Origin of the sequence: Azospirillum agricola (assembly GCF_020005195.1) — a bacterium.
In the GTDB taxonomy this organism is placed as follows: domain Bacteria; phylum Pseudomonadota; class Alphaproteobacteria; order Azospirillales; family Azospirillaceae; genus Azospirillum; species Azospirillum agricola.
The window spans coordinates 2,359,623-2,383,689 of the sequence record NZ_JAIFZR010000005.1; the positions used below are offsets into that span (position 1 = coordinate 2,359,623).

Annotated in this window: 24 protein-coding genes and 1 riboswitch; of the genes, 13 read left to right on the plus strand and 11 right to left on the minus strand. The window is 70.1% G+C overall.

What is annotated here, in order from left to right; translation table 11 throughout:
- Positions 1-75 precede the first annotated feature (75 nt).
- Both JN22_RS26215 and JN22_RS35275 read left to right on the plus strand, forming a co-directional pair.
- Positions 76-600, plus strand: coding sequence for a PAS domain-containing protein (locus JN22_RS26215; protein WP_085556688.1), 525 nt, complete (start codon positions 76-78; stop codon positions 598-600).
- Complete coding sequence (locus JN22_RS35275) at positions 575-1,879, plus strand: methyl-accepting chemotaxis protein (protein WP_085556689.1); 1,305 nt, start codon at positions 575-577, stop codon at positions 1,877-1,879. Before JN22_RS26215 ends, JN22_RS35275 begins: the two co-directional genes overlap by 26 nt.
- Before the next feature lie 66 nt (positions 1,880-1,945).
- Here JN22_RS35275 and JN22_RS26225 read toward each other — a convergent pair whose 3' ends face one another.
- Entirely contained in the window at positions 1,946-2,884 is a 939-nt protein-coding gene (locus JN22_RS26225) for a response regulator (protein WP_085556690.1), read from the minus strand.
- Between the two features lie 139 nt (positions 2,885-3,023).
- Here JN22_RS26225 and JN22_RS26230 point away from each other — a divergent pair, with 139 nt between their 5' ends.
- A complete protein-coding gene (locus JN22_RS26230) occupies positions 3,024-3,770 on the plus strand; it encodes a glutathione S-transferase family protein (protein WP_223677890.1) in 747 nt (248 codons plus the stop codon).
- A 21-nt stretch (positions 3,771-3,791) separates the two neighbouring features.
- Here the strand turns inward: JN22_RS26230 and JN22_RS26235 are convergent, their stop codons facing one another.
- Genes JN22_RS26235 through JN22_RS26245 form a run of 3 tightly spaced genes read right to left on the minus strand, consistent with a single transcriptional unit; the run spans position 3,792 to position 5,690 of the window.
- Positions 3,792-4,124, minus strand: coding sequence for a DUF1244 domain-containing protein (locus JN22_RS26235; protein WP_085556691.1), 333 nt, complete (start codon positions 4,122-4,124; stop codon positions 3,792-3,794).
- A gap of 26 nt (positions 4,125-4,150) precedes the next feature.
- Complete coding sequence (locus tag JN22_RS26240) at positions 4,151-5,428, minus strand: DUF2478 domain-containing protein (RefSeq protein ID WP_085556692.1); 1,278 nt, start codon at positions 5,426-5,428, stop codon at positions 4,151-4,153.
- Between the two features lie 28 nt (positions 5,429-5,456).
- A complete protein-coding gene (locus JN22_RS26245) occupies positions 5,457-5,690 on the minus strand; it encodes a sulfurtransferase TusA family protein (protein WP_247877521.1) in 234 nt (77 codons plus the stop codon).
- Positions 5,691-5,885: 195 nt separating this feature from the next.
- On the opposite strand from JN22_RS26245, the gene JN22_RS26250 reads away from it, so the two are divergent.
- The 3 genes from JN22_RS26250 to JN22_RS26260 all read left to right on the plus strand — a co-directional run bounded on the left by JN22_RS26250 (position 5,886) and on the right by JN22_RS26260 (position 9,476).
- Complete coding sequence (locus tag JN22_RS26250) at positions 5,886-6,893, plus strand: SDR family oxidoreductase (protein WP_085556694.1); 1,008 nt, start codon at positions 5,886-5,888, stop codon at positions 6,891-6,893.
- 82 nt (positions 6,894-6,975) lie between these two features.
- Entirely contained in the window at positions 6,976-8,226 is a 1,251-nt protein-coding gene (locus JN22_RS26255) for an Hsp70 family protein (protein WP_085556695.1), read from the plus strand.
- 221 nt (positions 8,227-8,447) lie between these two features.
- A complete protein-coding gene (locus JN22_RS26260) occupies positions 8,448-9,476 on the plus strand; it encodes a fatty acid desaturase (RefSeq protein ID WP_085556696.1) in 1,029 nt (342 codons plus the stop codon).
- Between the two features lie 83 nt (positions 9,477-9,559).
- Here the strand turns inward: JN22_RS26260 and JN22_RS26265 are convergent, their stop codons facing one another.
- From JN22_RS26265 to JN22_RS26280, 4 genes are all read right to left on the minus strand, one after another.
- The gene (locus tag JN22_RS26265; RefSeq protein ID WP_085556697.1) at positions 9,560-10,387 is read right to left on the minus strand and encodes a universal stress protein; all 828 of its coding nucleotides are present in this window, start codon (positions 10,385-10,387) and stop codon (positions 9,560-9,562) included.
- A 117-nt stretch (positions 10,388-10,504) separates the two neighbouring features.
- On the minus strand, positions 10,505-11,458 hold the full coding sequence (locus JN22_RS26270) for an ABC transporter substrate-binding protein (RefSeq protein ID WP_085556698.1): 954 nt from the start codon (positions 11,456-11,458) through the stop codon (positions 10,505-10,507).
- Between the two features lie 32 nt (positions 11,459-11,490).
- On the minus strand, positions 11,491-12,258 hold the full coding sequence (locus tag JN22_RS26275) for an ABC transporter permease (protein WP_085556699.1): 768 nt from the start codon (positions 12,256-12,258) through the stop codon (positions 11,491-11,493).
- 10 nt (positions 12,259-12,268) lie between these two features.
- Complete coding sequence (locus JN22_RS26280; RefSeq protein ID WP_085556700.1) at positions 12,269-13,048, minus strand: ABC transporter ATP-binding protein; 780 nt, start codon at positions 13,046-13,048, stop codon at positions 12,269-12,271.
- A riboswitch (TPP riboswitch) is annotated at positions 13,041-13,149 on the minus strand. Its footprint overlaps the gene before it by 8 nt.
- A gap of 160 nt (positions 13,150-13,309) precedes the next feature.
- Here JN22_RS26280 and JN22_RS26285 point away from each other — a divergent pair.
- The 3 genes from JN22_RS26285 (at position 13,310) to JN22_RS26295 (ending at position 15,733) form a co-directional block, all read left to right on the plus strand.
- The gene (locus JN22_RS26285) at positions 13,310-14,431 is read left to right on the plus strand and encodes an acetoin utilization protein AcuC (protein ID WP_223677891.1); all 1,122 of its coding nucleotides are present in this window, start codon (positions 13,310-13,312) and stop codon (positions 14,429-14,431) included.
- 169 nt (positions 14,432-14,600) lie between these two features.
- Positions 14,601-15,179 carry a hypothetical protein gene (locus JN22_RS26290; RefSeq protein ID WP_085556701.1) on the plus strand — a complete coding sequence of 193 codons (579 nt, stop codon included), beginning with the start codon at positions 14,601-14,603 and terminating at the stop codon, positions 15,177-15,179.
- Entirely contained in the window at positions 15,179-15,733 is a 555-nt protein-coding gene (locus JN22_RS26295) for a hypothetical protein (RefSeq protein ID WP_085556702.1), read from the plus strand. Before JN22_RS26290 ends, JN22_RS26295 begins: the two co-directional genes overlap by 1 nt.
- A gap of 75 nt (positions 15,734-15,808) precedes the next feature.
- Here JN22_RS26295 and JN22_RS26300 read toward each other — a convergent pair whose 3' ends face one another.
- A complete protein-coding gene (locus JN22_RS26300) occupies positions 15,809-17,455 on the minus strand; it encodes a hypothetical protein (protein ID WP_085556703.1) in 1,647 nt (548 codons plus the stop codon).
- A gap of 235 nt (positions 17,456-17,690) precedes the next feature.
- Here JN22_RS26300 and JN22_RS26305 point away from each other — a divergent pair, with 235 nt between their 5' ends.
- The 3 genes from JN22_RS26305 to JN22_RS26315 all read left to right on the plus strand — a co-directional run bounded on the left by JN22_RS26305 (position 17,691) and on the right by JN22_RS26315 (position 19,842).
- The gene (locus tag JN22_RS26305; RefSeq protein ID WP_085556704.1) at positions 17,691-18,386 is read left to right on the plus strand and encodes a hypothetical protein; all 696 of its coding nucleotides are present in this window, start codon (positions 17,691-17,693) and stop codon (positions 18,384-18,386) included.
- Between the two features lie 199 nt (positions 18,387-18,585).
- A complete protein-coding gene (locus JN22_RS26310) occupies positions 18,586-19,014 on the plus strand; it encodes a response regulator (RefSeq protein ID WP_085556705.1) in 429 nt (142 codons plus the stop codon).
- Positions 19,015-19,353: 339 nt separating this feature from the next.
- Positions 19,354-19,842 carry a single-stranded DNA-binding protein gene (locus JN22_RS26315; RefSeq protein ID WP_085556706.1) on the plus strand — a complete coding sequence of 163 codons (489 nt, stop codon included), beginning with the start codon at positions 19,354-19,356 and terminating at the stop codon, positions 19,840-19,842.
- A gap of 142 nt (positions 19,843-19,984) precedes the next feature.
- Here JN22_RS26315 and JN22_RS26320 read toward each other — a convergent pair whose 3' ends face one another.
- On the minus strand, positions 19,985-21,217 hold the full coding sequence (locus JN22_RS26320) for a hypothetical protein (RefSeq protein WP_223677892.1): 1,233 nt from the start codon (positions 21,215-21,217) through the stop codon (positions 19,985-19,987).
- Positions 21,218-21,528: 311 nt separating this feature from the next.
- On the opposite strand from JN22_RS26320, the gene JN22_RS26325 reads away from it, so the two are divergent.
- Positions 21,529-22,113, plus strand: coding sequence for a hypothetical protein (locus tag JN22_RS26325; RefSeq protein ID WP_085556708.1), 585 nt, complete (start codon positions 21,529-21,531; stop codon positions 22,111-22,113).
- 25 nt (positions 22,114-22,138) lie between these two features.
- On the opposite strand, the gene JN22_RS26330 is transcribed toward JN22_RS26325, so the two are convergent.
- Entirely contained in the window at positions 22,139-24,016 is a 1,878-nt protein-coding gene (locus JN22_RS26330) for a lytic transglycosylase domain-containing protein (RefSeq protein WP_223677893.1), read from the minus strand.
- Positions 24,017-24,067: the final 51 nt, after the last annotated feature.

The window sequence follows — 24,067 nt, forward strand, 5'->3', positions numbered from 1 at the left end:
TCGGACAGTTGCTCCGCTATCCAGCCTTGACATCCGGTATTACCACCGGGTGCCCTTGCGGGGAGACGGGCGGCCATGACCTCGACCAGAGCACCCCTGACCGGCCACGAACGCAGGTTCGCGGCCGATGAGATCATCGTTTCCAAGACCGATCTCAAGGGCGTCATCACCTACGCCAACGACGTCTTCCTGCGGGTCAGCGGCTTTTCCGAGAGCGAGCTTCTCGGACGGCCGCACAACATCGTGCGCCATCCCGACATGCCGCGCTGCGTCTACCGCCTGTTGTGGGAGCGCATCAAGGGCGGCCACGAGATCTTCGCCTATGTCGTGAACCGGGCGCGCAACGGCGACCATTACTGGGTGCTCGCCCATGTCACGCCGTTGCTCGACGCGGACGGCACCATCGCCGGCTACCATTCCAGCCGCCGCCTGCCCGAGCGCCGGGCGGTGGAGGCGGCCATCGGCCTTTACGCCGCGCTCCGGGAGGAGGAGGCGCGCCACCGCGCGCCCTCCGACGCCATGGCGGCCTCGGCCGGGATGCTGGACGAACTCCTGCGCGGGAAGGGCATGAGCTATGACGAATTTGTCCTCGGTCTCTAAGGCGCGGATCGCGGTCTGGCTGGTCGGGGCGCTGGCCGCGCTCCAGGCGGCGCTGGGCGGGATGGGCGGACGCTGGGACATGGCGGCGCTCGCCCTGGCGACGCTGGCCGGCTGCGTCCTGATGGCGCGCTGGCTGGCGCTGACCGCCCGGTCGCTCGCCCGCGCCGGGGCGGTGCTGGCGGCGGCGGAGCGCGGCGACCTGCAACCGCGCGTCCTGCACATCCATGGCCACAACGAGATCGCCGACCTGCTGCGCACGCTCAACCGCCTGCTCGACCGCGTGGAATCCTTCGGCAAGGAGGCCAACGCGGCGATGCGTTTCGCGGCGGAGGGACGCTATTTCCGCCGCATCGTGATGACCGGCATGCTGGGCGAGTTCGGCGCCTATTCCCGCTCGATCAACGCCGGGCTGGACGCGATGGACGGCAAAAGCCGCGAGTTCGTCGACAGCGCCACCCGCATCGGCGACAACATCAAGGGCGTGGCGCAGAGCCTCTCGGCCAGCGCCGCGCAGCTGGAATCGGCCTCATCCTCGATGACCCACGTCGCGTCGGTGGCGAGCGAGCAATCGACCTCCGCCGCCTCGGCGGCCGGGCAGGTGTCGGTGAACGTGGACGGCGTCGCCGCCGCGACCGGCGAGGTGTCCGGGGCGATCGGCGAGGTGGCGCGCGGCGTCACCCGCACCGCGACGCTGGCGCGGGAATCGGTCGGCAAGGTCGCCGACGCCGACCGCACCATCGGCCTGCTGATCGCGGCCTCCGAACAGATCGGCGAGGTGGTCAACCTGATCAACGCCATCGCCGGCCAGACCAACCTGCTGGCGCTGAACGCCACCATCGAGGCGGCGCGGGCGGGCGAGGCCGGCAAGGGATTCGCGGTCGTCGCGACCGAGGTGAAGAACCTCGCCAGCCAGACCGCCAAGGCCACCGAGGACATCCACGCCCAGGTCGCCCAGGTGCAGGCGGTGAGCCGCGACGCCGCCGAGGCGATCCGCCACATCGGCGCCATCATCCACGACATCGACGAGATCGCCGTCGGCATCGCCGGGGCCGCCGAGGAGCAGAGCGCCGCCATCGGCGGCATCAGCCGGTCGATCCACGACGCCTCCGACGGCGTGCGGACGGTGGCCGGCGCGGTCACCCAGGTGTCGGGCGGCGCGCAGGAGGCGAGCGCCGCCGCCAGCCAGGTCCTGGCGTCGGCCGGGGATCTGGCGCGGCGGGCGGCGACCCTGCACGGCGACATCGACGCCTTCGTGCGTCGCGTCTGCGGCAGCCGCTGAGCTTACCCGCCGTTGAAATTACCAGCCGCTGAAATTACCGGCCACTGAGCTTGCCGGCCGTGGGCCTCATCGGTCGCCGGGCGTGGGACCGTCGGCGTCCGGCCCGGACCGGGTGAGGTCGACGACGCCGACCGCCTGGTTGCCGGTGCCGACATAGGCGAGCCGGTCGAAGCCGACCATGCGGGCCAGCGCGATGCCGCGCCCGTGGGTGGCGGTCGATTGGAAGGCGTCGAGCGTCAGGTAGCGGCTCGAATCGAAGCCGGGACCGGTGTCGGTGACGGTGAAGACGATGCGGTCGTCGCCGCGCTCGACACGCAGGGTCGCGTGCTTGTCGCGATTCTCCGGCAGGGCGAGCCGCCGCTCGATCTCCCCTCCCAGCTTGCCGTCCACCTTCAGGATGCTCTTGGCCTCGAAGCCGATGCCGAGATTGCCGTGCTCCACCGCGTTCATCAGGATTTCCGACAGCCCGAAGGTCAGGCTGTGGGTGGTGTTGGCGAGCGAGGACAGGGCGATGGCGAGATTCTGCGCCTCCTGCGGGGTCCGGAAACGGAAGGTCGCGTCGCGCAGCAGGGCGATGGCGTCGGCGCGCGAGCGCAGGTTGCCGCGCAGGCTCTTCATCCGGCCGGAGCTTTCCTCCGCCGCCCGGACGACGGAGCGCAGCAGGGCGCCGTCGTAGGGCTTGATGAGGTAGTAAAAGACCCCGGCGCGGACCGCCGCCGCGATCTCCGCGCTGCTGTCGGAGATGGTCTGGATGATGACCGGAATCTCCGCCAGCGCCGGCACCGCCTTCATGCGCTCGTACAGCTCCAGACCGTCGCCGTCGTGCAGGCGGCGGTCGAGCAGGGCGACATGGATGGTGACGCCGGGGGTGTTCAGGATGCTCCACGCCTGCGCCAACGTCTCGGCCTCGAGCGTGCGGTAGCCGATGCGGGCCAGATAGCCGGCCACGATGGCACGCGTCATTTCCTCGTCGTCGACAACCAGGGCGGTGACGGGTTCGGCCATGTTCCGCATGTCTCCGGCGGGTGGGGCGGCGGGTGGGGCGGCGGCAAGTCGCGGCGGTTTCAAAGAGACCGCCGGCTCTCTACCTAACTCAAGTTAGGAGCGATTTTAACTTAAAAACGGTTCTCGTTGAAATTGTAACGTGCGCGACGCATTCCAGAAACGACACGACGGGCGGGACGTCTCCTGGAATCCGTCGGTTGCCGGCGGGGATCATGCTAGGGTCGCCGTCCAGGTGTCGGTTCTGTCGATGGAGGCTGCGGTGATCCTGATTGGTCAGTATGATTCCCCTTTCGTGCGGCGCGTGGCCATCGCGTTGCGGATCTACGGGCTCGACCATGAACACCGGCCCTGGTCGGTCTTCGGCGACGCGGCGGCGATCGCCCGTTTCAACCCGCTGAAGCGCGTTCCCACCCTGGTTCTCGACGACGGCGAGGTGCTGATCGAAAGCGGCGCCATCCTCGACCATCTCGACGAGCTGGCCGGACCGGATCGGGCCCTGATCGCGCGGCACGGGCCGGAGCGGCGCCGGGCGTTGAAGGTTTGCGCCCTGGCGACCGGCCTTGCCGACAAGGCGGTGAGCCTGGTGTACGAGCGGGTGCTCCACCAGGAGACGTCGGCGGTCTGGATCGAGCGCTGCGCGTCGCAGATCGCCGGCGTTCTCGACGCGCTGGAGGCCGACCGGGCCGGGCGTCCCGGTCCCTGGTGGTTCGGCGGCGCCATCGGGCACGCCGACATCGCGGTCGGCTGCGTCCTGCGCTTCGTCGGCGAGGCGCATCCCGGCGTCTTCGATGCCGGCCGCTGGCCCGCCCTGGCGGCCCACGCCGCCGCCTGCGAGGCGCTGGAGCCGTTCCAGGCCGTCGTGCAGCCCTTCTCGGTCAGCGCCTGAGGGGGGGCTTGCGGGCCGGGGTCAGCGGGCGTTGTGGCCGCTGATCTCGGCGTGCAGGGGCTTGGTGTCCTCGAAGCGCTGCTGCTGTTCGGGGCTGGCCTCCTTCTGGTGCTTGGCCTTCCATTCGGAATAGGGCATGCCGTAGACGGCGACGCGGGCGTCCTCGTCGGACAGGGCGACCCCGCGTTCCTTCGCGGCGGCGGCGTACCATTTCGACAGGCAGTTGCGGCAGAAGCCGGCGAGATTCATCAGGTCGATGTTCTGCACGTCGGTGCGCTTGCGCAGATGCTCGACCAGACCGCGGAAGGCGGCGGCTTCCAGCTCGACTCGGGTCTGGGGATCCAGATCGGCCATGGTGTGTCTCTCTCCTGGTGGTCTTCTTATGAGATGGGCGGCCGGTGCAGCGTGACCATCCGGCCATGCGGGTGAAAATCGCGCGACCCGCCGCCGGCCGCGATGGTGCGGGCCACCGCGTCGCGGTCCTCCGCGACGAAGCCGGCCAGCGATTCGATGCCGTAGGCGAACAGGCGCGGGGTCAGCGGCGTGCCGGGGCCGATCAGGGCGACCCGCGCGCCGGCGGCGACGCGCAGCAGGCGGGGCAGGGTGCGGTTGGCGAAGGTCGAGGCGGTGATCGCCACCGCCTCGGCGCCGGGCAGCAGCCAGTCGCAGGCGGCCTCCGGATACTCGCCGTCGCGCGGCGTCATGTCGATCACCTGGGCGCGCGGCAGGCGGCTGGCGATCTGCGGGAAGCCGCCGATCACCACGACGCGCCCCTCGACCCCGGCGAACAGGTCCAGCCCGTTGCCGGCGGCGCCGGTCAGGCCGGGGCGGTTGTAATGGGCGTTGATCGCCGCCATCCCGACCACGAGGTCCAGCGGGTCCCAGCCGCGCGCGGCGAGCGCCGCCAGGTCGCGCAGGCTTCTGCCGGCCCAGCGCTCCGTCGGCTCCTGGCCGCCGCCGGGCGTCTGGCGGGCGGCGACGCCCAATCCGCTTTGGACCGCTCCCTCGTCCGTCTCCACCAGCGCCCATTGCGCGCCGACCACCACGCGGCGGACCGGGACGTCGGCGACGCCGAGCAGCAGATCCTCGTAGAGCCGCTGCGGCCCCCACCAGCGCCACAGCGCCTCCATGGTCGGGGCCAGCCAGTCGCTGAAGCCGCCGGTCGCCGCCTGCCATTCGTTGAGGTAGCGGCTGCCGACGCTGGTCAGCAGCGGGATGCCGTCGGCGATGCCGGCCAGCATCTCGTCGATCAGCCCGTCGCCGGTCGCCTCCAGCCCGGCGAACTTGTTGATCACCAGCAGGTCGACCCGCTCGGCCAGCGCGCGCCGCACCGCCTGGCTGGCGTCGGCGACCCCGGTGGGATCGACCCGGCAGGATTGCGATTCCCGGCCCAGCCGCTGCGTGATGTCGAAGGCGTGGCCGGTGGCGACGTCCACCAGCTCCATCACCTCGGCGCAGGCGTCGTCGATGGCGCCATGGTTGCGCTGGACCAGCCCGCCGACACGGAAGCCCCGGCGGATCAGCTCCGCCGCGAAATCGTCCAGCAGCCTGTCGACCCCGACCGAGCCGGGGCCGTGGATGACGGCGCCGGGGCGCAGCGGCGGCGGCAGGGCGGGGGATAGGGCAGGGGGCAGGGCGGGAGACAGGGAAGGCGGCATCGGGAATCCTTCCGCGACCGGGACGGGCTCAGCCGCCGCGCCGGATGTGGTAGACGAACAGGGTGGCGTGGGCGGCGTCAGGACGTGTCTCGGCCCGGACCTCGTGGGCGACCAGCAGGTTGTCGGTCGTGTTGCAGAAATGCTTGAAGTCGATGACCGAGGCCGGGTCGGTCGCGGTGACGATCACCTCCTCCCCCGGCGCCATGCGGTCCAGGAGCGCCCGTGTGCGCAGGATGGGCAGCGGGCAATGCAGTCCCGTCACGTCAAGCTCTCTCGCCGGCACCGCGCCCGCTCCTTATCCGTTTCCGGGAAAACCAAACCCTTACCGGGCGTATGACTGTAGCGGGTTCGCCGGACCTACTCCAGCCGGATGGCGCGGCTCCCGCCCCGCCGCGACATTCCGGACGCCTTTCTGTTGTCGGTGGCAGAGCGTTCGGAATTCGGGAGTGGACGGGCGATGGCGACACGGTTCGACGACAGGGTGGTGGTCATCACCGGGGCTTCCAGCGGCATCGGCCGCGCGGCGGCGCTGGAGTTCGCGCGGCGGGGCGCCTCGGTGGTGCTGGCGGCGCGGCGGCTGGCCGCCCTGCACGAGGTGGCCGAGGCCTGCGTCGAGGCCGGCGGGCGGGCCATGGTGGTGCCGACCGACGTCACCGACCAGGACGGCGTGCGCCGCCTCGCCGAGCGGGCGCTGGCCGGCTTCGGCGGCATCGACGTCTGGGTCAACAACGCCGGCGTGCTGGCGCTGGGCAGTTTCGAGGAAACGCCGGAGGACGTCTTCGAGCGGGTCGTCCAGACCAACTTCTTCGGCGTCGTCCATGGCTGCCGCGCGGTGCTGCCGCATTTTCTCGACGAGGGGCGGGGCGTCGTCATCAACACCGCCTCGATGGTCGCCAACGTCGGCCAGCGCTACGCCACCGCCTATGTCGGCAGCAAGTTCGCGGTGCGCGGCTTCACCGAATCGCTGCGCCAGGAACTGGTCGACGAACCGGACATCCACATCTGCACCGTGATGCCCGCCGCCGTCGACACGCCGCTGTGGCAGCACGCCGCCAACTACACCGGCCGCGCCGTCAAGCCGATGGAGCCGATCCACCAGCCGGAGGAGGTCGCCGCCGCCATCGTCGCCCTGGCGGACTCCCCCCAGCGCGAGCTGTTCGTCGGCGCCGAGGGCCGGCTCGCCGCGCTGGCGAACGCGGTGGCGCCGGCGCTGGCCGAACGCTCAATGGCGCACGGCATCGACCGCAACATGTTCGCCAACCGGCCGGCGCGGGCGACGTCCGGCGGCGTGCTCTCCGCCATGCCCGAGCATCAGGGCACCAGCGGCGGATGGGCGCCGCCGCCGCGCGGCGACCGCCGCTTCTCCTGGGCCAACCTGACGCTGTTCCTGCTGCCCATCCTGCTGGCCAGCCGGCCGGCGCTGTCGGGCCTCGCGTCCGCGCGCCTGTCCGCACGCGCGTCTTGATCCCGCCGTCCGGAGCCGTTATACGCTCGCCCCTTTTCCGCGGCCCGCAGACCGGGGCCGGAGGGCAGGAGGGGGACGGGCGATGACGGCTTGCGGACTCGATTTCGGGACGTCCAACACGACGCTGGGCGTGCGGGACGGCGACGCCTTCCGCCTGCTGGCGCTGGACGGCGTGCGGACGACGCTGCCGACGGCGGTCTTCTTCGATTTCGAGGCCGACGCCGTGACCATCGGCCAGGCCGCCGTCGATTCCTACGTCTCGGGCGTCGAGGGGCGGCTGATGCGCTCCATCAAGTCGATGCTCGGCACCGACCTGATCGACGCCGACACCGCGCTGCGCAAGGGCCGCATCAGCTTCCGGGCGGTGATCGGCACCTTCCTCGACACGGTGAAGACGCGGGCCGAAACCGCCCACGGCGCTCCCCTGACCGACGTGGTGGTCGGCCGCCCGGTGCATTTCGTCGACGGCGACCCGGCCGGCGACGCCGCGGCCGAGGAGACGCTGGGCGCCATCGCGCGCGCCGCCGGCTTCCGCGAGGTTTCCTTCCAGTTCGAGCCGATCGCCGCCGCGCTCGATTACGAGCAGCAGGTGTCCGGCGAGGAGCTGGCGCTGATCGCCGACATCGGCGGCGGCACCTCCGACTTCTCCGTCGTCCGCATCGGGCCGGAGCGGCGTGGCCGGCCCGACCGTTCGGGCGACATCCTGGCCAACGACGGCATCCGCGTCGGCGGCACCGACTTCGACCGCGACCTCAGCCTCGCCACCGCCATGCCGGAGCTGGGCCACGGCAGCGCCATGAAGCGGGCCGGGCTGCTGGCGCCCAGGAGCATCTATTTCGATCTGGCGACCTGGTCGAAGATCAACTTCCTCTACACCAACAAGGCGATGGCCGAGCTGGAGCGCTTCCGGCGCGATTCCGCCGTGCCGGACAAGATCGAGCGGCTGATCGGAATCGTCGAGCACCGCCAGGGCCACGCGCTGGCGATGGCGGTGGAGCGGGCCAAGATCGCCCTGTCCGACGCGGACGAAACGCGGCTGGCGATCGACTGGGGCGACGGCGAACTGGCGCTGCCGGTCGACGTCGCCGGGCTGAACCGCGCCACCGGGGCGCTGGCGGGGCGGATCGGCGACCGCATCCGCTCCTGCCTCGCCGAGGCCGGCGTCACCCCCGACCGAATCGACGCGGTGTTCCTGACCGGCGGCTCGACCCTGCTGCCGCAGGTCCGCGCCGCCATCCTGGCCGAGGCGCCGGGCGCCCGCGTGGTCGAGGGCAACATCTTCGGGTCGGTCGGGCTGGGTCTCACCGTGGAAGCACAAAGACGTTACGGTTGACGGATTCTGTGCACCGCAGCATTCCGGAAAGCGGAAAAATCGCCGCGCCCCAACTTTGCGACAGTATTTCCTTCGGCCATACGCTATTTTGCAGTCCGGACGACCCCCTGGCCAACTTTGACCGCGGAAACCCCTTCTCGATGACCGTTGCCGCTCCGGCACCGCTGCTTGGTGCCCCGGTTTCGCCCGCCGAAACCACCGTTCCGCCTTGCGCATCCTCCATGAAAGATCCGGCCGCCAAGGCCGCGCACCGCAAGGCGCAGGCCCGTTTCTGGGCGGAGCGGCTCGCCGATTACAAGAGCCCGGTGACCAGCCGCAGTCTGGGCCAGCTCGCCACCACCCTGCTGCCCCTGGTGGCGCTGGTCGCGGCGATGGGCTTCGCGCTGGAGGTCGGCTATTGGCTGACCCTGCTGCTGGCGGTGCCGGCGGCGCTGTTCCTGACCCGGCTGTTCGTGCTCCAGCATGATTGCGGCCACGGTTCCTTCTTCAAGGCCGACTGGGCCAACAACTGGGTCGGCCGCTGCCTCAGCGTCTTCACCGTCACCCCCTACGAGGTCTGGCGGCGCGACCACGCCATCCACCACGCGACCTCCGGCAACCTCGACAAGCGCGGTACCGGCGACATCGACACCCTGACGGTCCGCGAGTATCTGGCGCTCAGCCGTTGGAAGCGTCTGGCCTACCGCATCTACCGCCATCCGGTGGTGCTGTTCGGCATCGGTCCGACGGTGCTGTTCATGTGGAAGTTCCGCTTCCCGCTCGGCGACCAGACGCGCGACGTCAAGGCGTGGCTCAGCGTGCTGTCGACCAACGCGATGATCGCCGGCGGCCTCGCCGCCTTCATGCTGGCCTTCGGCGCCCTGCCGGTGCTGATGGTGTGGGCCCCGGTGGTGATCCTGGCGGCGACCATCGGCATCTGGCTGTTCTACGTGCAGCACCAGTTCGAGAACGTCTACTGGCGCAGCCAGGACGAATGGGACTTCCACGAGGCGGCGGTCGAGGGCTGCTCCTTCTACGACCTGCCGCGCTGGCTGCACTGGGTGACCGGCTACATCGGCTATCACCACGTCCATCACCTGGCCTCGCGCGTGCCGAACTACCGTCTGCGCGACTGCCATCTGGCGATCCAGGAGTTCCAGAAGGTCGCCCGCATCGGCGTCTGGGACAGCCTGAAGACCGTGCGCCTGGCCCTGTTCGACGAGGACAGCCGCCGCATGATCGGCTTCCGCGACCTGCGCGCGATGGCCTGACCGATGGCCTGACGGCCGGTCTTCCGATCGTTGGCGAGATCGCTTCGGGCGGCATGGATCACTCCATGCCGCCCGAAGCGTTTTCAGTGCGACATCAGCGTCGGCAGCGGCATGCCGGCCAGCACGCTGCGGGTGGCGCCGCCCAGCACCAGCTCGCGCAGGCGCGAATGGCCGTAGGCGCCCATCACCAGAAGGTCGGCGCCGAGATCGGCGGCGGTGGACAGGATGCGGTCGCCGACCTCGCCGCCGCCGGTGGCGGTCTCGGTCCGCTGGGCGGCGGCGATGCCGTGCCGCCCCAGCCAGTCGACCAGCGCCGGCCCGTCCCCGTCGCGCCGGCCCGGCGGCGTGACCGTCAGGACCGTCACCGATTCCGCCGTCTCCAGGAAGGGCATGGCGTTGCGCACCGCGTGGGTCGCCTCGCGGCCGTTCTTCCAGGCGATCAGCACGTTGCGCCCGATGGGCGCCGTCGCCGGCTGGTCGGGCGGCAGCACCAGGGTGGGGCAGGCGGTCGCCAGCGGCAGCCGGTCCGGCACATGCAGCGGCACCCGCTCCCCCGACCGCTCGGCGGCGGACTGGGCGACGATGGCGAGGTCGGCGTAGGTCGCGCGCTCCGCCAGCAGCTCGACATGGTCGCCCTCGTCGACGCTCCACCGGTGGGAAACGCCGTCGAGGGCGACGGAGACCTCGGCCTCGATGCGCTCGGCGTTCTCGTGGGCGATGGCGGTCGCCTCGGCGATGTAGCCGTAGGAGGCGGCGCGGCCGGTCGCTCCCGCCGGCATCGACACCGGGGTGGCGATGTAGAGAGCCTCGACATGGGCGGAGAAGCGCCTCGCCAGCGCCGCGGCGACCGCCAGCCGGCTGGCGTGGGCGTCGTCGTTCGCCATGTGCAGGAGGATGGTCTTGATCGGCATGCGCTTCCCTCGCTGTTGATCGGCTCCCTTCTGCGTCCGGACGGGACGGCGGAGCATTGACCCTCTAGGTAATGCTCCGCGCGCCGTTCTGGCAACAGGACCCGCGCGGGAAAGACGTTACTTGACCACCACCGCGTAGCGCTCGACCGGCTCGACCTTCTGGATCAGGCCGCGCGCCTTGAGGAATTCGGCGAAGCGGGCGTAGCGCTGGCTGTCCAGGGCCGCCGGGCTGTGCGAGAAGCGCGGCAGCGTGTCGGCCCAGGCGCGGCGGTTCAGCTCGTCGTTCAGCTCGGGGCGGTCCTTGACGAAGGCGGCCTGCGCCTCCTCCGGATGGTTCAGGATGTAGAGGGTGGCGCGCTCGACCGCGTCCAGGAAGCGCTTGATGCGGGCGTCGCCGGTCTTGTCCTTGTGGGCGATGACGATCAGCTCGTCGTAGGGCGGCACCCCTTCCTCCTCGGGGAAGAAGGCGCGGCCGGGATGCTTCTCGATCTCCATCTGGTTCAGCTCGAAGTTCCGGAAGGCGCCGACCACGGCGTCCACCTGCCCCGACAGAAGCGACGGCGACAGCGAGAAGTTCACGTTCACCAGCGTGACATCCTTCAGGCCCAGCCCGTGCTTCTCCAGCATGGCGCCGAGCAGCGCGTCCTCGAAGCCGGCGATGGAAAAGCCGATCTTGCGCCCCTTCAGGTCCGGAATCGTCTTCACCGGCCCGTCGCGCAGCACGACGACCGAGTTCAGCGGCGTCGACACCAGCGTGCCGACGCGGACCAGCGGCAACCCCTCGGCGACGTGGAGGATGAGCTGCGGCTGGTAGGAGATGGCGAGGTCGGTGCCGCCGGCGGCCACCAGCTTGGGCGGGTCGTTGGGATCGGCGGGCGCGGTCAGCGTCACGTCGAGCCCGGCCTCCTTGAAGAAGCCCTTCTCCTGCGCCACCACCAGCGGGGCGTGGTCCGGGTTGACGAACCAGTCCAGCATGACCGACAGCTTGTCGGCCGCCTTTTCCTGGGCCACGGCCGGCAGGGCCGTCATCAAGCCGGCGGCGACGGCCGCCACGGCGAACATGCGCTTCATCCCGATTTCCTCTTGTCCATGGAGCAGGCGCTTTATCCGTTGAGGCCGCCCGCCGGTTGCGTGTCGGATTGCCAGGGCAGCGCGCGCCGGGCCAGCGCGTTCACGGCGGCGTAGAGCGCCACCGCGAACAGGCCGAGCACCAGCACGGCGGCGAACAGCAGGTCGATCTGCATGCGCGCGTTGGCGTGCAGCATCAGGTAGCCGAGGCCGGAGGAGGAGCCGACCCACTCGCCGATCACCGCCCCGATGGGCGCCACGGCGGCGGCGACCCGCACCCCCGACCAGAAGGCGGGCAGGGCCGCCGGCAGGCGGATCGACCACAGCGTCGCGGCCGGCGTGGCCCCCATGGTGCGGGCGAGGTCGAGCCAGCCGGGATCGGTGCGGCGCAGCCCGTCGAACAGGGCGGTCGTCACCGGGAAATAGATGATCAGCACCGCCATGGCGATCTTCGAGGCCATGCCGTAGCCGAGCCACAGCACCAGCAGCGGCGCCAGCGCGAAGACCGGAATGGCCTGGCTGACCACCAGCAGCGGCATCAGCCAGCGCTGCGCCGCGCGGAAGCGGGCGAGCGTCAGGGCGCTGACTCCGCCCAGCACGACGCCGCCGACCAGCCCCAGCAGAATCTCGGTCAGAGTCGTCAGCCCGTGCTGCATCAGCAGCGGCGCCTGCCGCTGCATCGCCTCGGCGACGGCCAGCGGACCCGGCAGCAGGTAGCGGGGCAGGCCGGTCAGCCACACCAGCCCCTGCCACGCGCCCAGCAGCACCGCCAGGGTGACGGCGCCGCGCGCCAGCCCCCTCATGCCGGCCCCCTCATGCCGCCAGCCTGCGCAGCAGCTCGGCCTGGAGCGCCAGCAGGGCCGGATCGTCGACCCGGCGCGGGGCGGTGCCCGGCGGCTCCAGCGCCGGACCGACGGTCGCCGGGCGGCCGGTCATCACATGCAGCCGGTCGCCGATGCGCAGCGCCTCCAGCGGGTCGTGCGTCACCATCAGCACGGTGCGCCCGGCCAGCGTCTCCGCCGCCGTCTCCTGGAGCCGCAGCCGGGTCAGCGCGTCGAGCGCCGAGAAGGGCTCGTCCATCAGGACCAGCGGCTTGTCCTCCATCAGCGTGCGGGCCAGCGCCACCCGCTGCCGCTGCCCGCCGGACAGCGACGCCGGGCGGTCGCGCTCGCGCCCGGCCAGCCCGACGCGGGCGAGCAGGGCGACGGCGCGCTCCACCCGGTCCGCGTCCGGTTTCCGCCGCCGCAGCCGGTCGCCGAGCAGCGCGTTGTCGAGCACGGACAGCCAGGGCAGCAGCAGATCCTGCTGGGCCATGTAGGCGATGCGCCCGGCAAGCGGCCGGCCGTCGCCGGCTTCCACGCGGGTCGGCGGCTCGGGTTCGGCCAGCCCGGCCAGCACGCGCAGCAGCGTGGTCTTGCCGACGCCGCTCGGCCCCAGCAGGCAGGTCGTCCGCCCGGCCTCCAGCGTCAGGGTCAGGTCGGAGAATAGCACCGTCCCGCCGTAGGTCAGCCGCGCCGAGGACACCGCGACGGGCAGGGCCGCGACGTGGGGAGGGACCGGCCGGGCGCCGGAACGGAGAAGGACATCGGTCATGACTCACTGATCCCTACGCCGGTGTGAACCGGATCAGGTTCCAGGGGTCGTCCCACGCCTTGGGACCTCTCAGCCGACCATCGGCTCCCCCCAGTGAAGGCGCCGACTATAGGCGGGCGGCGGCGGGCGCCGCAAGGGGGCGGTGGCGCCATCCCGCCTTGCGGAAACGCGTATGGCGCCGGCCCTTGACCGGAGGTTCCGGCCGCGCCACGTCATCGACGGCGGCGTTCCGCTCGCGCTGCGGCCAGACCGGATCATCCCTTGCCCGTTCCCCTGTTCATCGGCCCCCTGTTCATCGGCGGCGAGATTTACCGCGGCTCGACCTACGGGCCGAAGCACCCGCTGGCGATTCCGCGCGTCTCGACCGTGATCGACCTCAGCCGCGCCATGGGCTGGCTTCCCGAGACACGGTATCTCGACACCCATGTCGCGACGGAGCGCGAGCTTGCCCGGTTCCATACACCCGACTACATCGCCGCCCTGCGCCGCGCCGAGGCGGAGCAGCGGGTCGATGCGGAGACCGGCGCCCGCCACAACCTCGGCAAGCTGGAGAATCCGGTCTTCCCCGAGATGTACCGGCGTCCGGCGACCAGCGCCGGTTCGGCGATCCAGGCGGCGCGGCTGCTGCTGGAGCGTCCGTCCGGCATCGTCTACGCCCCGGCCAGCGGCACCCACCACGCGCGGGCCGGACGGGCCAGCGGCTTCTGCTACTTCAACGCGCCGGTGCTGGGCATCCTGGAACTGCTCGACCAGGGGGTGCAGCGGGTGCTGTACGTCGATCTCGACGCCCACCACGGCGACGGGGTCGAGGAGGCGTTCGCGGAGGATGGGCGGGTGCTGACCGTCTCGGTCCACGAGGAGGGCCGCTGGCCCCGCACGGGAAAGGCGGAAGACCGCCACGCCGTCCAGGCCCGCAACCTGCCGGTGCCGCCCGGCTTCAACGACAGCGAGATGGCGTACCTGATGGAGAAGGCCATCCTGCCGCTGGGCCGCGCCTTCCGGCCGGAGGTCCTCGTCATCCAGACCGGCGCCGACGCGCTGGCCGAGGATCCGCTGAGCCGGCTGGAGCTGTCCAACCGCGCGCTGTGGGACTCGGTGGCGGCGCTGCTGCCGCTGGCGCCCAGGATTCTCGTGGTCGGCGGCGGCGGCTACAACCCATGGTCGGTCGGGCGCTGCTGGGCCGGGATCTGGGCGGTTCTGAACGGCATCGACCCGGTCACGGACCCGACCCCGGAGGCCGAGGCGGTTCTGCGCGCCCTGACCTGGACGCGCGCCGCCGGCCGCAACCCGCCGCCGCACTGGTTCACCACCCTGGCCGACGAACGCCGGCCCGGCCCGGTGCGCGATGCGGTCCGCCGCATGGTCGATGTGGCGCTGGCGTGACGATCCCGTGGCGGTTGCGATTCGGATCGTCGAATTCCGTCACGTTTCGTTGACGAAACCGGATTGTTCGGGGATTCTGCTTTTCATGCGGTTCCGGTCGCGCCCCGTCGGGTGGCGCTGGCCCGGCTCCAGGGCGCGAGCGCGCGGGTTTGGGAGTGCTGGCGGACGGATGTCGAACACGACGCTGTTCCTGATCGCCATCGTCGTCATCATGCTGGCCGCGATCCCCGTGGCCATGATGCTGAAGGATTTCCTGCCGGGCATCCTGGAGAAAAGCTCCGGCCTCGACCAGCTGGAGAACCGCATCTACGTCCTCCATGCCGAGTCGCACGACCTCCAGGACCGGGTGAACGGGCTGGTCCAGCGCCGCAACGGGCAGGCGTCCGACAAGCACCGGCTGGAGGCCGACATCCGCAAGGCGGAGAAGCAGATCCGGGAGCTGGCCGAGCAGCCGCCGCTGTTCGTCCACGAGGTCGGCGATCCGCAGGCCGGCCTGACCAAGTTCGTCGCCAGCGTCAGCCAGGAGAAGGCGTCGGCCGCCGCCCGGCTCAACGGGGACCGGGCGCAGGTCAACCCGATCTGGCGCTGCGCCAACGTCGCCGAGATCTGGGCGGCCAGCCAGGAGGAGGCGCGGCAGATGGTGGACGTGGCCTTTCCCTTCAAGATGGGCTTCGAGACGTCCTTCCAGCGCGCCGGCAAGGGCGCGCCGAAGAAGCCGGCGCTGCCGCCGAAGGTGGATGCCGTCTGATGATGCTCAACTTCATCATCGTCCTCGCCATCGTCGCCATCGGGGCGTGGCTCGGCAACGTGCTGCTGACGGTGGAGGCGCGGGTGTCGCAGACCCGCAACCGGGTGCGGGGCGCGCGGAGCAAGCTCGACGCGCTCGAAGGCAACATCCGGCGCCTCCACCGCGAGGAGGAGAAGCTGCACGCCGAGATGGATGAGCTGATGCGCGACGTGGTCGGTCTGCGCAAGGAGCAGTCGGAGGTCCAGCGCCGCCTGTCGGAAGCCCAGGCCAGGCGGCGCCCGCAGATCCTGATCCTGACCGACCGTCGCAACCCCAACGACAAGGAATGGCTGGTCACGGTGGTGAACCAGCAGATCGGCGAGATCGACGCCGCGCACCCGCTGGCGCTCGATTGGGCGCGCGGGCGCGAGTATCTGGTGTGGGCGGACTCGGAGCGCGAGGCCGCCGAACGCGCCAACCGCCGCTTCAGCGCCCGGCCGGGCTATCAGGTGAAGGCGGTGGCGCCCGTGAAGGGCGACCTGTATTCGGCGGGCGCGGCGCGCGGCGCGGCCTAGGTCCCGCTCCGCGCTTTCGCGCTCCGTCCCGCAAGGCCCTTCCCCGGCCGGGCGTGGCCGGGGAAGGGAAGGGGCTCAGCGGGCGCCGGCCTTGGCCGGGGCGTTGCCGGTCTGGCGGAAGGCGTCGTGCAGGTAGGGCGACAGCGCCAGACGCATGTTGCGCAGCCACTCGTGGATGACGATCAGCGAGCGCGAGGCGACCGGCGGCGTCATGCCCAGCTTCACCAGATCCTCGCGGGTCATGGTGGCGACCTGATCCAGCCGGTGGCCGGTCAGCCGCGCCCAGGCCGGGGCGGTGCAGGGGGGCATCGCGATGACGTGGACGCCCTCGCGCTCGACCATCTCGGCCTTGCGGCGGGCGTACTGGCTGTCCTCCAGCTGGCTGAAGGGGCCGGAGGAGCCGTTCTCGACCAGCACGCGCTTGGCCTTCGGCGCGATGGCCGCCACCCGCTCCAGCGTCGCCATGCCGGTGGACAGCGAGGCGAGATCGACCGTGACCGGCACCATGAAGGTCAGCCGTTCGCCGTCGCCGACGTAATAGTCGAAGCCCGACACCTCGGCCCAGTTGAAGAACCACTGCGAGATGTTGCCGCCGAAGTCGTACAGGCGGCCGCCGCGCTGCAACTCCGGCCCGATCAGATCCCAGAACTCGTAGAAGCCGTCGCCCGAGCCCATCATGTTCATGAAGTCCTGGGTGATGCGGCGGTGTTCGACCACCTCCGGACCGAACAGGCGGGCGAGACGCTCGTTCACCTCGTACTCGACGACCTTCAGTTGCAGGCCTTCCAGCATGGCGGTCGCCATCAGGTGATGGGACAGCAGCGTCTTGCCGACGCCGCCGCGGTCATTGAGGACGAAGATCGTGCCCAGCATGCGATCGCCTTTCCAAAAAACGTTCGTTGTTTCGTCGTGAGAGAGGGTTGAGCGGGTGATGTGCGATGCCGTGGGCGGCGGAGCCGCGGGCAGGGGGGGCACGGCCGCCGTTTCCGGCAGGCCCGTGTCCCAATGCGCCGGTTCGGGATGGTCCGGTCCGGGGTTCGGTGCGTCGAGGGGTGGTGCATCGTCCAGGGCCGCCGGGACCTGGGACTCCGCAGGGGACGGCTCTGCGGGTTCGGCCTCCGGTTCCGGAGGCGTCGCGGCGGGGTCCTCCCCCGGCAGGGGCACTGCGGCGGTGGTCCCCGTTTCCGGGGCCGCCGCCTCGCTGTCCGGGATTTCGCCGTCCGGACTCCCGTCAGCCAGGTTTTCGTCGTTCGGAGGTGCGCCGTCCGCCGAGTCGGTCAACGCCGTTTCCTCGCCCGCTTCCCGATCGCCGACCCGATCGCCGACCGTCTCGTCGCGTCGTGGCGGAATATCCCGAGGCGTGGAAGGTTCGGCGGCGCCGTCATCGGCGGCCGGCGGGCGCCGGGCCTCCAGCGCCGCCCGATGCACGGCGGCCAGCGTTTCCGGCGGGGTCGCGGAGGCATCCTCCGCCGATTCGGCGCCGCGCCCCTCGTTGCCGACCAGGAAGAAGGCGGAGCGCAGCGTCACCGCCGAGATCGGCTGGTTGTCGCGGGCGGTCACGCCCAGCCTGGCCAGCAGTTCGGAGATTTCGGCCCAGGACAGGCCGCGTTCGCGCATCAGCCCGATGTCGGCATAGCTTTCGCGCACGGCCTGCATGGCGCTGCGGTTGCCGGTGGGGCGATCGGCAAGGAGCCGTTCAAGTTCCGTGCGATCGATCGACACCGTCGGGGATTCCGGAAAGAATTGGGCGTTGGATTGGATGCCGCGGGAACGAGAAGCCGCAAGGAATCCGTTCCCCCGGCGGGCAAAAAATAGTACAAGCGGCCACAGCGCGCAAACGGTTTCCAAGCGCTCTTAACGGCGTTAAACAAGCAGCTTGCGGCGTGCCGCGCGACGGTTTCCGGTGTTGACGCGGTTTCAGGATCGAACAGGATCGAATCTCCAGGGTCTGGTCAGGATGCCTCACGACTTCGGGTCTTTCGGGTCGCGCGACCGTCGTTCCGGATCGGCTTCCGCTTCGGGAATCGGCTTCCACGAATTGCGGCAGGCGTGCGAGATCTCGACCCTGCGGGAGGATGTGGAGCGTCTGGCGCACGAGGCCGCCACGCTGCGCGACCGCGTCGAGGAGGCGGTCGAGGACATCCGCGACCGCTTCGCCGCGCTCAGCGCCGAACAGCTGACCGACGCGGCGGCGATGGCGCCGCTGCTCCAGGTCGCCGTCACCACCCTGTTGGACATCCGCGAGCAGACGCGGCGGCTGAACACGCGGACCGGCCCGCTGCCCGACGACGACCGGTCCTCCTGGCTGGCCGCCGCCGACGCCCCGCCCGTCCGCCCGGCCGCCGCCGCCCCGCCTTGCGCGCCGGCGCCACCCGCCCAACCGCTCCCGCCGGAGGTGGCCGCGCCGGCCGCGCGGGCGGCGTCGCCTTTCCCGGTCCCGCCGCCCCACGTCCCCGACGCCGTTCCTCCGGTCCCCGCCGCCCCGGCTGCCACGGGTTCCGCGGGTTCCGGTCCCGGCGCGCCGTCGGCCTCCTGGCTCACCGCCCGGCCGTCCCCAACGCCTCCCCCGTCCCGCGCGGCGGCGACGCGGAGCGGCGGCCCGTCCCCCGCGAAGCCGGGCGGCATCGACTGGCTCGGCCCGGCCGGCCGCTGATCCCTGTCCGGCATCCCGCATGGCTTCGGCCCGCCGGCTGGGGGCGGCGCATTCTGTCCGGAGTCCCGCCCGAAAGTTCATTTTCGCAACGAATGCGCTTGCAATTTCGGGGTGAGGGTAATATGACTGGGGAAATGGTAAATTAAATTTTACCAAAAAACGCAGCGATTGCCCGCAACGTTCGCCGAGGTCGGTCCCGATGCTGAAGGCCGATACCCTGACCCGATCGACCGGCGCCTCCCGGCCCCGCCCGCCGAGCCGCCCCCTGCGCCTTCTGGTCGTCGAAGACGAGCAGCTGTCGGCGGAAGCCGTCTGCATGGCGGTCAGCGATCTTGGTCACACCGTCTGCGGGACGGCGGCGACGGAAGCCGAAGCGGTCGAGATCGCGGCGCGGGTCCGCCCGGACGTCGCGCTGATGGACGTCCGTCTGGCCGGCGGCGATGGCATCGCGGCCGCGCGGCGGCTCCACACCGACCATGGCATCCGCTCCATCTTCCTGTCCGGCTACGCCGACCATGGCGTCATGGCGCGCATCACCGAGACCTACCCGCTGGGCGTGGTCCACAAGCCCTTTTCGCACGGTCAGCTGAAGGTGGTTCTGGATCTGGCCGCCCGCCGTCTGCGCTGAGGTCTGCGCTGAGCGCGGGCGTCCGGTCTTTTTCGTCTCCTCGACGTTACGCCGAAGGAATCCGTTTCCCGGCGCTCCCTGTTCTGCTATAAATGTTCATGGAGTGTTCTTGTTCGGCGCGGTGGGGTGAGTGCTCCGCGCCGGCGCGATGGGAACGCTTCGACGGCGGTTGACCCGCGCCCCGTCCCCGTGCTTCGGTGCGGCCGGACCATGGCGGGGTCGCGACTTGTCACGCTGGCCCCCGCGAACGGGAACCCTCGGCATCCGGATGCCCACCGCCGGGCATCCCCATGGGCCGGCAAGGATGCTGGGACACTCGCGCTTACGGAGTATCGAGCGATGAATGTTTGGACGTTTACGGGACGCTTGGGCGCCGACGGCGAGTTGCGCACGACCCAGAGCGGCGAGAAGGTGCTGGGCTTCCGCGTTGCCAACGACGTTGGCTTCGGCGACCGCAAGACGACCCAGTGGGTCGATTGCTCGATCTGGGGCCGCCGCGCCGAGTCGCTGGCTCCGCACCTGACCAAGGGCAAGGCCGTTGTCATCTCCGGCGAGGTGACGCTGCGCGAGTTCGAGAAGCGCGACGGTACCCGCGGCGCCGGCCTGTCGGTCCGCGTGGCCGAGATCGACTTCACCGGCGGCAACCGCGAGGAAGGCGGCGGTGGCGGCAGCTATGGCGGTGGCGGTGGCGGTGGCGGTTACGAGTCGCGCGGCGAGTCCCGTGGCGGCGGCGGTGGGTATGGCGGTGGCGCCGGTTCCGGCGGTGGCCGCAGCGGCGGTGGCGCTCCGCCCCGTCACGAGGATCTGGACGACGAAATCCCGTTCTGAAATCGACCGGACGCTCTCGGGTAAGGTCGAAAGACCGTGAAACGCCCAGGGAGCTTCGTTGCGCATCCCTTCCGGAGCCAATCCCGCATGTGTGGGATCGGTTCCGGGACGATGTGCGGGGAATGCCGGCTCGGCGCTTCCGTCAGCGCAGGGTGTTGCTCTTCAGGCCGGAGACGATGCCCATCGCCCGCTTGCCTTCCGCCATGTGGTTCAGCAGGGCGTTGATCATCTGGCGGCGGTTCGCCTTTCCCACCATGTATTCACGGTCGATCTCCGCGAGAATCTTCCTGTTCTCCTCCTGCATGTCGGCCGCCATCTCCTTGTAGGCGACGTTGGTCGCCCCGATCATTTGAAGTCCGATGCCCTTGGCCGAAACCGGGTTGTAGCTCATCTGTTCGATGGTCTGCACATTGTCGGGCGTGAAGAGGCTGAGCGCCACCAGCGCCGGGGCGTTGGTGAATCCGGTCACCTTCAGATTGCGGTACACCGCTTCCGACAGGAAATTCCAGTCGATGCGGTCGCCCATCGCCCAGCGGTTCGACTTCAGCGCCATGTTGAGGCGCTCCGCCTCCCTATACTCGCGGTAGGACGGAATGGTTTTGACGGTGTTCTCGGCGCCGGCACGCACCAGCGGATCATTTTCGAACGCCCCGATCATCTTGAGCGATTGGTTCATTTCATTGGCCATGACCGAGGTCGAGAGAACGAAATCGACCTTTTCGGTTTTCAGGCGCTCCAGCACATTCTCGTAATAGAATTTACCGTAGAAGGCGAAATCCCCCCGCAGGGTCGTCGCCATCAGCCCGTTCTCGTTCGACATGTTGTCGGCGGCGGCGAGGATCGGATTGGCGTAGGTCGGGGTAAGGTGCCTGCGCACCGCGTCGGCGTATTTCTGCTCCAGCGTCTTGCGCCACTGGTCCAGGAGCGTGGCGTATTTCTGGCTGGTCGCCAGCGGAGCCAGCTTGAAGCTGCCCGACAGCGCCTTGTGCAGTTCCTGGGTTTCCGCCCAGTCGATTTCGTTGCGGAAGACTCCACCCGCCGTCAGCCGGGGGCGATAAACCGGCTCGAGGACGCCGACTCCCTGTGCCAGCATCGAGCGTGCCAGATCAATGTACGGTTTGCGAAGCGTCAGGGATTGAACGTATTTTCGGCCGGAGATTTCCTTGTTTCCGAAATAATACTCGCCGGTTTCGTCGCTAACGACTTTTCCCGTATTGGCCGTTATCAGGGCGATCCATTCCTTCTTGTCGGATTCGTCCGCAATGATCGGCTGGTACTTCGAATTCGGAACCCCCGACATGTCGGCCATGGTTTTTACGCAACCCGACAGGGCGATGGCCGCGGCAAGGGCGACGAAAACCCGTTTTATCTCCATGATGAATGCAATCTCCGAGGGATGAACATGTCGCATTTTTCTGAAATGTAGAATAACATTCCATCTGTCGTTCGGAAAGCGATGCGGCTGCTTCACAAGGACATCCCATCCCCCATCCCCCGTCCTCATGGCGGCCGTGTTTGCCCTCCTGACCCTTCTCCGCCCTCGGCGGACCAAAAAGGCCCGCCCGGCAGGGAAGGGAAGGAGAGGGCTGGGGTGGGGGTGGGGCGCTCGTGGCCCAATCCGCGCGGTTCCGTCGAGAGCGGCTTCCGATCATTCCGGCTTCACCCGACAGCGAGGCTTCGTCAATCATGCTGCCCCGCAACACGCCGGCCGCCTTTGCGCTGCTTTCCGCCATTCTTCTTTCGGTCAACCCGCATCCGGCGGCGTCGGACAGCCCGCGCGGCGTCGCTCGTACGGTGATCGCCACGCTGTCGGGCGACCTCAACGGCGACGGCGTTCCCGACCGCGCGGTGCTGACCGGGCTGGACGACGAGGCCGATCTGGCGGTCCATCTGTCGGTTGATGGCGCATTGCCGGCCGACCCGACGCTGTACCGGCAGGCCATCGGCTGGAAGGGTGAGCTCGCCGGGACGCTGCCGGAGATGTCGATCACGCCGCGCGGCTCGCTGGTGGTGGTGTTCCAGAACGACGCCATCGGCCGCAACCGCTGGCGCGAGCAGTTGACCATCGCCTTCCGCAACGGTGTTCTGGTGGTTGCCGGCTACACCAATGCGTCACGCGACACGCTGGATCCGAAGGGCGGTGGATCGTGCGACCTGAACCTGCTGTCCGGCAAGGGCGTGCGGAACGGGAAGCCGGTTACCATCCCAGCCAAACCCGTTCCGCTGGCCGACTGGACGCAGGACTCGGTCCCCGAATCCTGCGTTTTCTGAACCGGCGGAAGCGGCGGCGCGACGGTCAGCGCCGCAGGTCGCGGTCGAGGTTCAGGTCGGCCTTCGTCCCTTCGAGGCGCGAGCGGTAGACCAGCACGGCCTCCATCACCCGCTGCACGTAGTTGCGCGTCTCGTAGATCGGGATCAGCTCGATCCAGTCGACCACGTCGATGCTGCCGGAGCGCGGGTCGCCGTAGGTCTGGATCCACTGCCGCACCCGGTTCGGCCCGGCGTTGTAGCCGGCGATCGCCAGCACGTAGGAGCCGTTGAAGCGGTCGATCAGATCCGACAGATAGGCCGACCCCAGCGTGACGTTGTAGTCGGGGTCGCTGGTCAGCCGCCCGTTGGCGTGCTTCAGCCCGAGCTTGCCGGCAACGAGCTGCGCCGTGGCCGGCATGAGCTGCATCAGCCCGCGCGCTCCCGCCGACGAGACGACGCGGGTGTTGAAGGTGCTCTCCTGGCGGATGATGCCATGGACCAGCGCCAGCTCCGGCGAGGCGGGGCGGGCGTCGATCATCGGGTAGCCGGCCTCGACCAGGAAGACGTCGTTCTGCGCCGCGTCCTTGGCGGCGGCGACCGCCAGATCGCGGCGGCCGACGGCGCTCGCCAGCCGGGCGGCCAGCGTGTAGTCGGCCGGCGTCTTGGCGTCGAGGCTGAGGCGGCGCAGGAAGGCGGTCACCCGCTCGTCGTCGCTGCCCTCGATTTCGGCGAGCAGCCGCACCACGCGCACCACCTCGCGGCGCTCGAAGGCGGTCGCCTCGGCGTTCGACACCTGCGGCGGGGCGGGCAGGGTGACCTTGCCGCCGGCGAGGTGGCGGGCGGAGAGCTGGCCATAGAAGGTCGTGCCGTAGGGGGCGGCCTTGGCGTACCACTCGTTGGCCTGGGCGGTCTGGCCGAGCGCCTCGGCGGCGCGCCCGCACCAGTAGGCGCCGCGCGCCTTGCTGATCGGCGCGCTGACCGAGCGGTAGAGCTTGTTGAAATGGTTGAACGCCTCCGACGGCTGGTCGAGGAAGCGCAGCGCCAGGAAGCCGGCCAGGAACTCGGCTTCGGCGAAGCCGGAGCCGTCCTTCTGGCCGTGCGCCCTCACCAGCCGGTAGGCGAGGTTGTAGTCGCCGCGCTCGATGGCGCGCCGCGCCAGCAGATGGCGCTCGCTCCACCACGCCTGCGGGCGGCCCATCTCGGCGGGGGCCTGGGTGATGATCTCCAGCGCGCCGGCGTCGTCGCCCTTGCGGCGGCGCCAGCGGGCGCGGTCGAACAGCAGGCCGGGGTCGTTGCGCAGGTTCGGCGCCACCCGCCCGACCGCCGCGTCGGCGTTGCCGTTGTCGGTGTCGAGCGCGATGCGCGCCTCGATCAGCGTGTCGTAGGCGTCGTCGAAGAAGGGCAGCATCCGGCGCACCGGCGCCTCCTGCCGCTCCCACAGCAGCCGGTCGATGCGCGCCTTGTGGTCCTGTTGGCGCAGGTGCGAGCGGTAGCGGACGAGGAAGGCGGCCTCCTCGTCGGCGGTGAAGTTGCTCTCCACCCAGCGGGCGCGGATCAGCGGGACGGCGCGTTCCGTGCCGCCGCCGCCGATCAGCGTGTCGGCGTGCATCAGGAAGCCGTCGTTGGACAGCGGCGGATACTGCCGGAACCACGCCAGCACCTGGTCGGCGTCGAGGTCGACCGGCATCGCCTTCTCGGCCTGCCGGCGCAACTGCGCCTGGTTGGGCCAGTCGGGGTTGTCGCGGATGAAGGACGATATCTCGGCGAAGCTGCCGCCGCTCGGCGTCGCCAGCGTCATCCAGCGGATCACCTTGGCGGGCAGCGGGTCGGCGGCCTGCCCGGCCAGCCGCTGCGCCTCGTCGTGGCGCTCGTTGTCGGCCGCCTTGAAGGCCTGCCGGTAGAGCGCCAGATCCTGCGGGCTCAAGGCTCCGCCCAGCGCGGAAGCGGGGGCGAAAACGGGGGCGGGGAGGGCGAG

Coding starts and splice junctions, on each gene's coding strand:
- JN22_RS26215 (WP_085556688.1), top strand. CDS start 76: ATGACCTCGACCAGAGCACCCCTGACCGGCCACGAACGCAGGTTCGCG.
- JN22_RS35275 (WP_085556689.1), top strand. CDS start 575: ATGACGAATTTGTCCTCGGTCTCTAAGGCGCGGATCGCGGTCTGGCTG.
- JN22_RS26225 (WP_085556690.1), bottom strand. CDS start 2,884: ATGGCCGAACCCGTCACCGCCCTGGTTGTCGACGACGAGGAAATGACG.
- JN22_RS26235 (WP_085556691.1), bottom strand. CDS start 4,124: ATGGCCGATCTGGATCCCCAGACCCGAGTCGAGCTGGAAGCCGCCGCC.
- JN22_RS26240 (WP_085556692.1), bottom strand. CDS start 5,428: ATGCCGCCTTCCCTGTCTCCCGCCCTGCCCCCTGCCCTATCCCCCGCC.
- JN22_RS26250 (WP_085556694.1), top strand. CDS start 5,886: ATGGCGACACGGTTCGACGACAGGGTGGTGGTCATCACCGGGGCTTCC.
- JN22_RS26255 (WP_085556695.1), top strand. CDS start 6,976: ATGACGGCTTGCGGACTCGATTTCGGGACGTCCAACACGACGCTGGGC.
- JN22_RS26260 (WP_085556696.1), top strand. CDS start 8,448: ATGAAAGATCCGGCCGCCAAGGCCGCGCACCGCAAGGCGCAGGCCCGT.
- JN22_RS26265 (WP_085556697.1), bottom strand. CDS start 10,387: ATGCCGATCAAGACCATCCTCCTGCACATGGCGAACGACGACGCCCAC.
- JN22_RS26270 (WP_085556698.1), bottom strand. CDS start 11,458: ATGAAGCGCATGTTCGCCGTGGCGGCCGTCGCCGCCGGCTTGATGACG.
- JN22_RS26275 (WP_085556699.1), bottom strand. CDS start 12,258: ATGAGGGGGCTGGCGCGCGGCGCCGTCACCCTGGCGGTGCTGCTGGGC.
- JN22_RS26280 (WP_085556700.1), bottom strand. CDS start 13,048: ATGACCGATGTCCTTCTCCGTTCCGGCGCCCGGCCGGTCCCTCCCCAC.
- JN22_RS26290 (WP_085556701.1), top strand. CDS start 14,601: ATGTCGAACACGACGCTGTTCCTGATCGCCATCGTCGTCATCATGCTG.
- JN22_RS26295 (WP_085556702.1), top strand. CDS start 15,179: ATGATGCTCAACTTCATCATCGTCCTCGCCATCGTCGCCATCGGGGCG.
- JN22_RS26305 (WP_085556704.1), top strand. CDS start 17,691: ATGCCTCACGACTTCGGGTCTTTCGGGTCGCGCGACCGTCGTTCCGGA.
- JN22_RS26310 (WP_085556705.1), top strand. CDS start 18,586: ATGCTGAAGGCCGATACCCTGACCCGATCGACCGGCGCCTCCCGGCCC.
- JN22_RS26315 (WP_085556706.1), top strand. CDS start 19,354: ATGAATGTTTGGACGTTTACGGGACGCTTGGGCGCCGACGGCGAGTTG.
- JN22_RS26320 (WP_223677892.1), bottom strand. CDS start 21,217: ATGGAGATAAAACGGGTTTTCGTCGCCCTTGCCGCGGCCATCGCCCTG.
- JN22_RS26325 (WP_085556708.1), top strand. CDS start 21,529: ATGCTGCCCCGCAACACGCCGGCCGCCTTTGCGCTGCTTTCCGCCATT.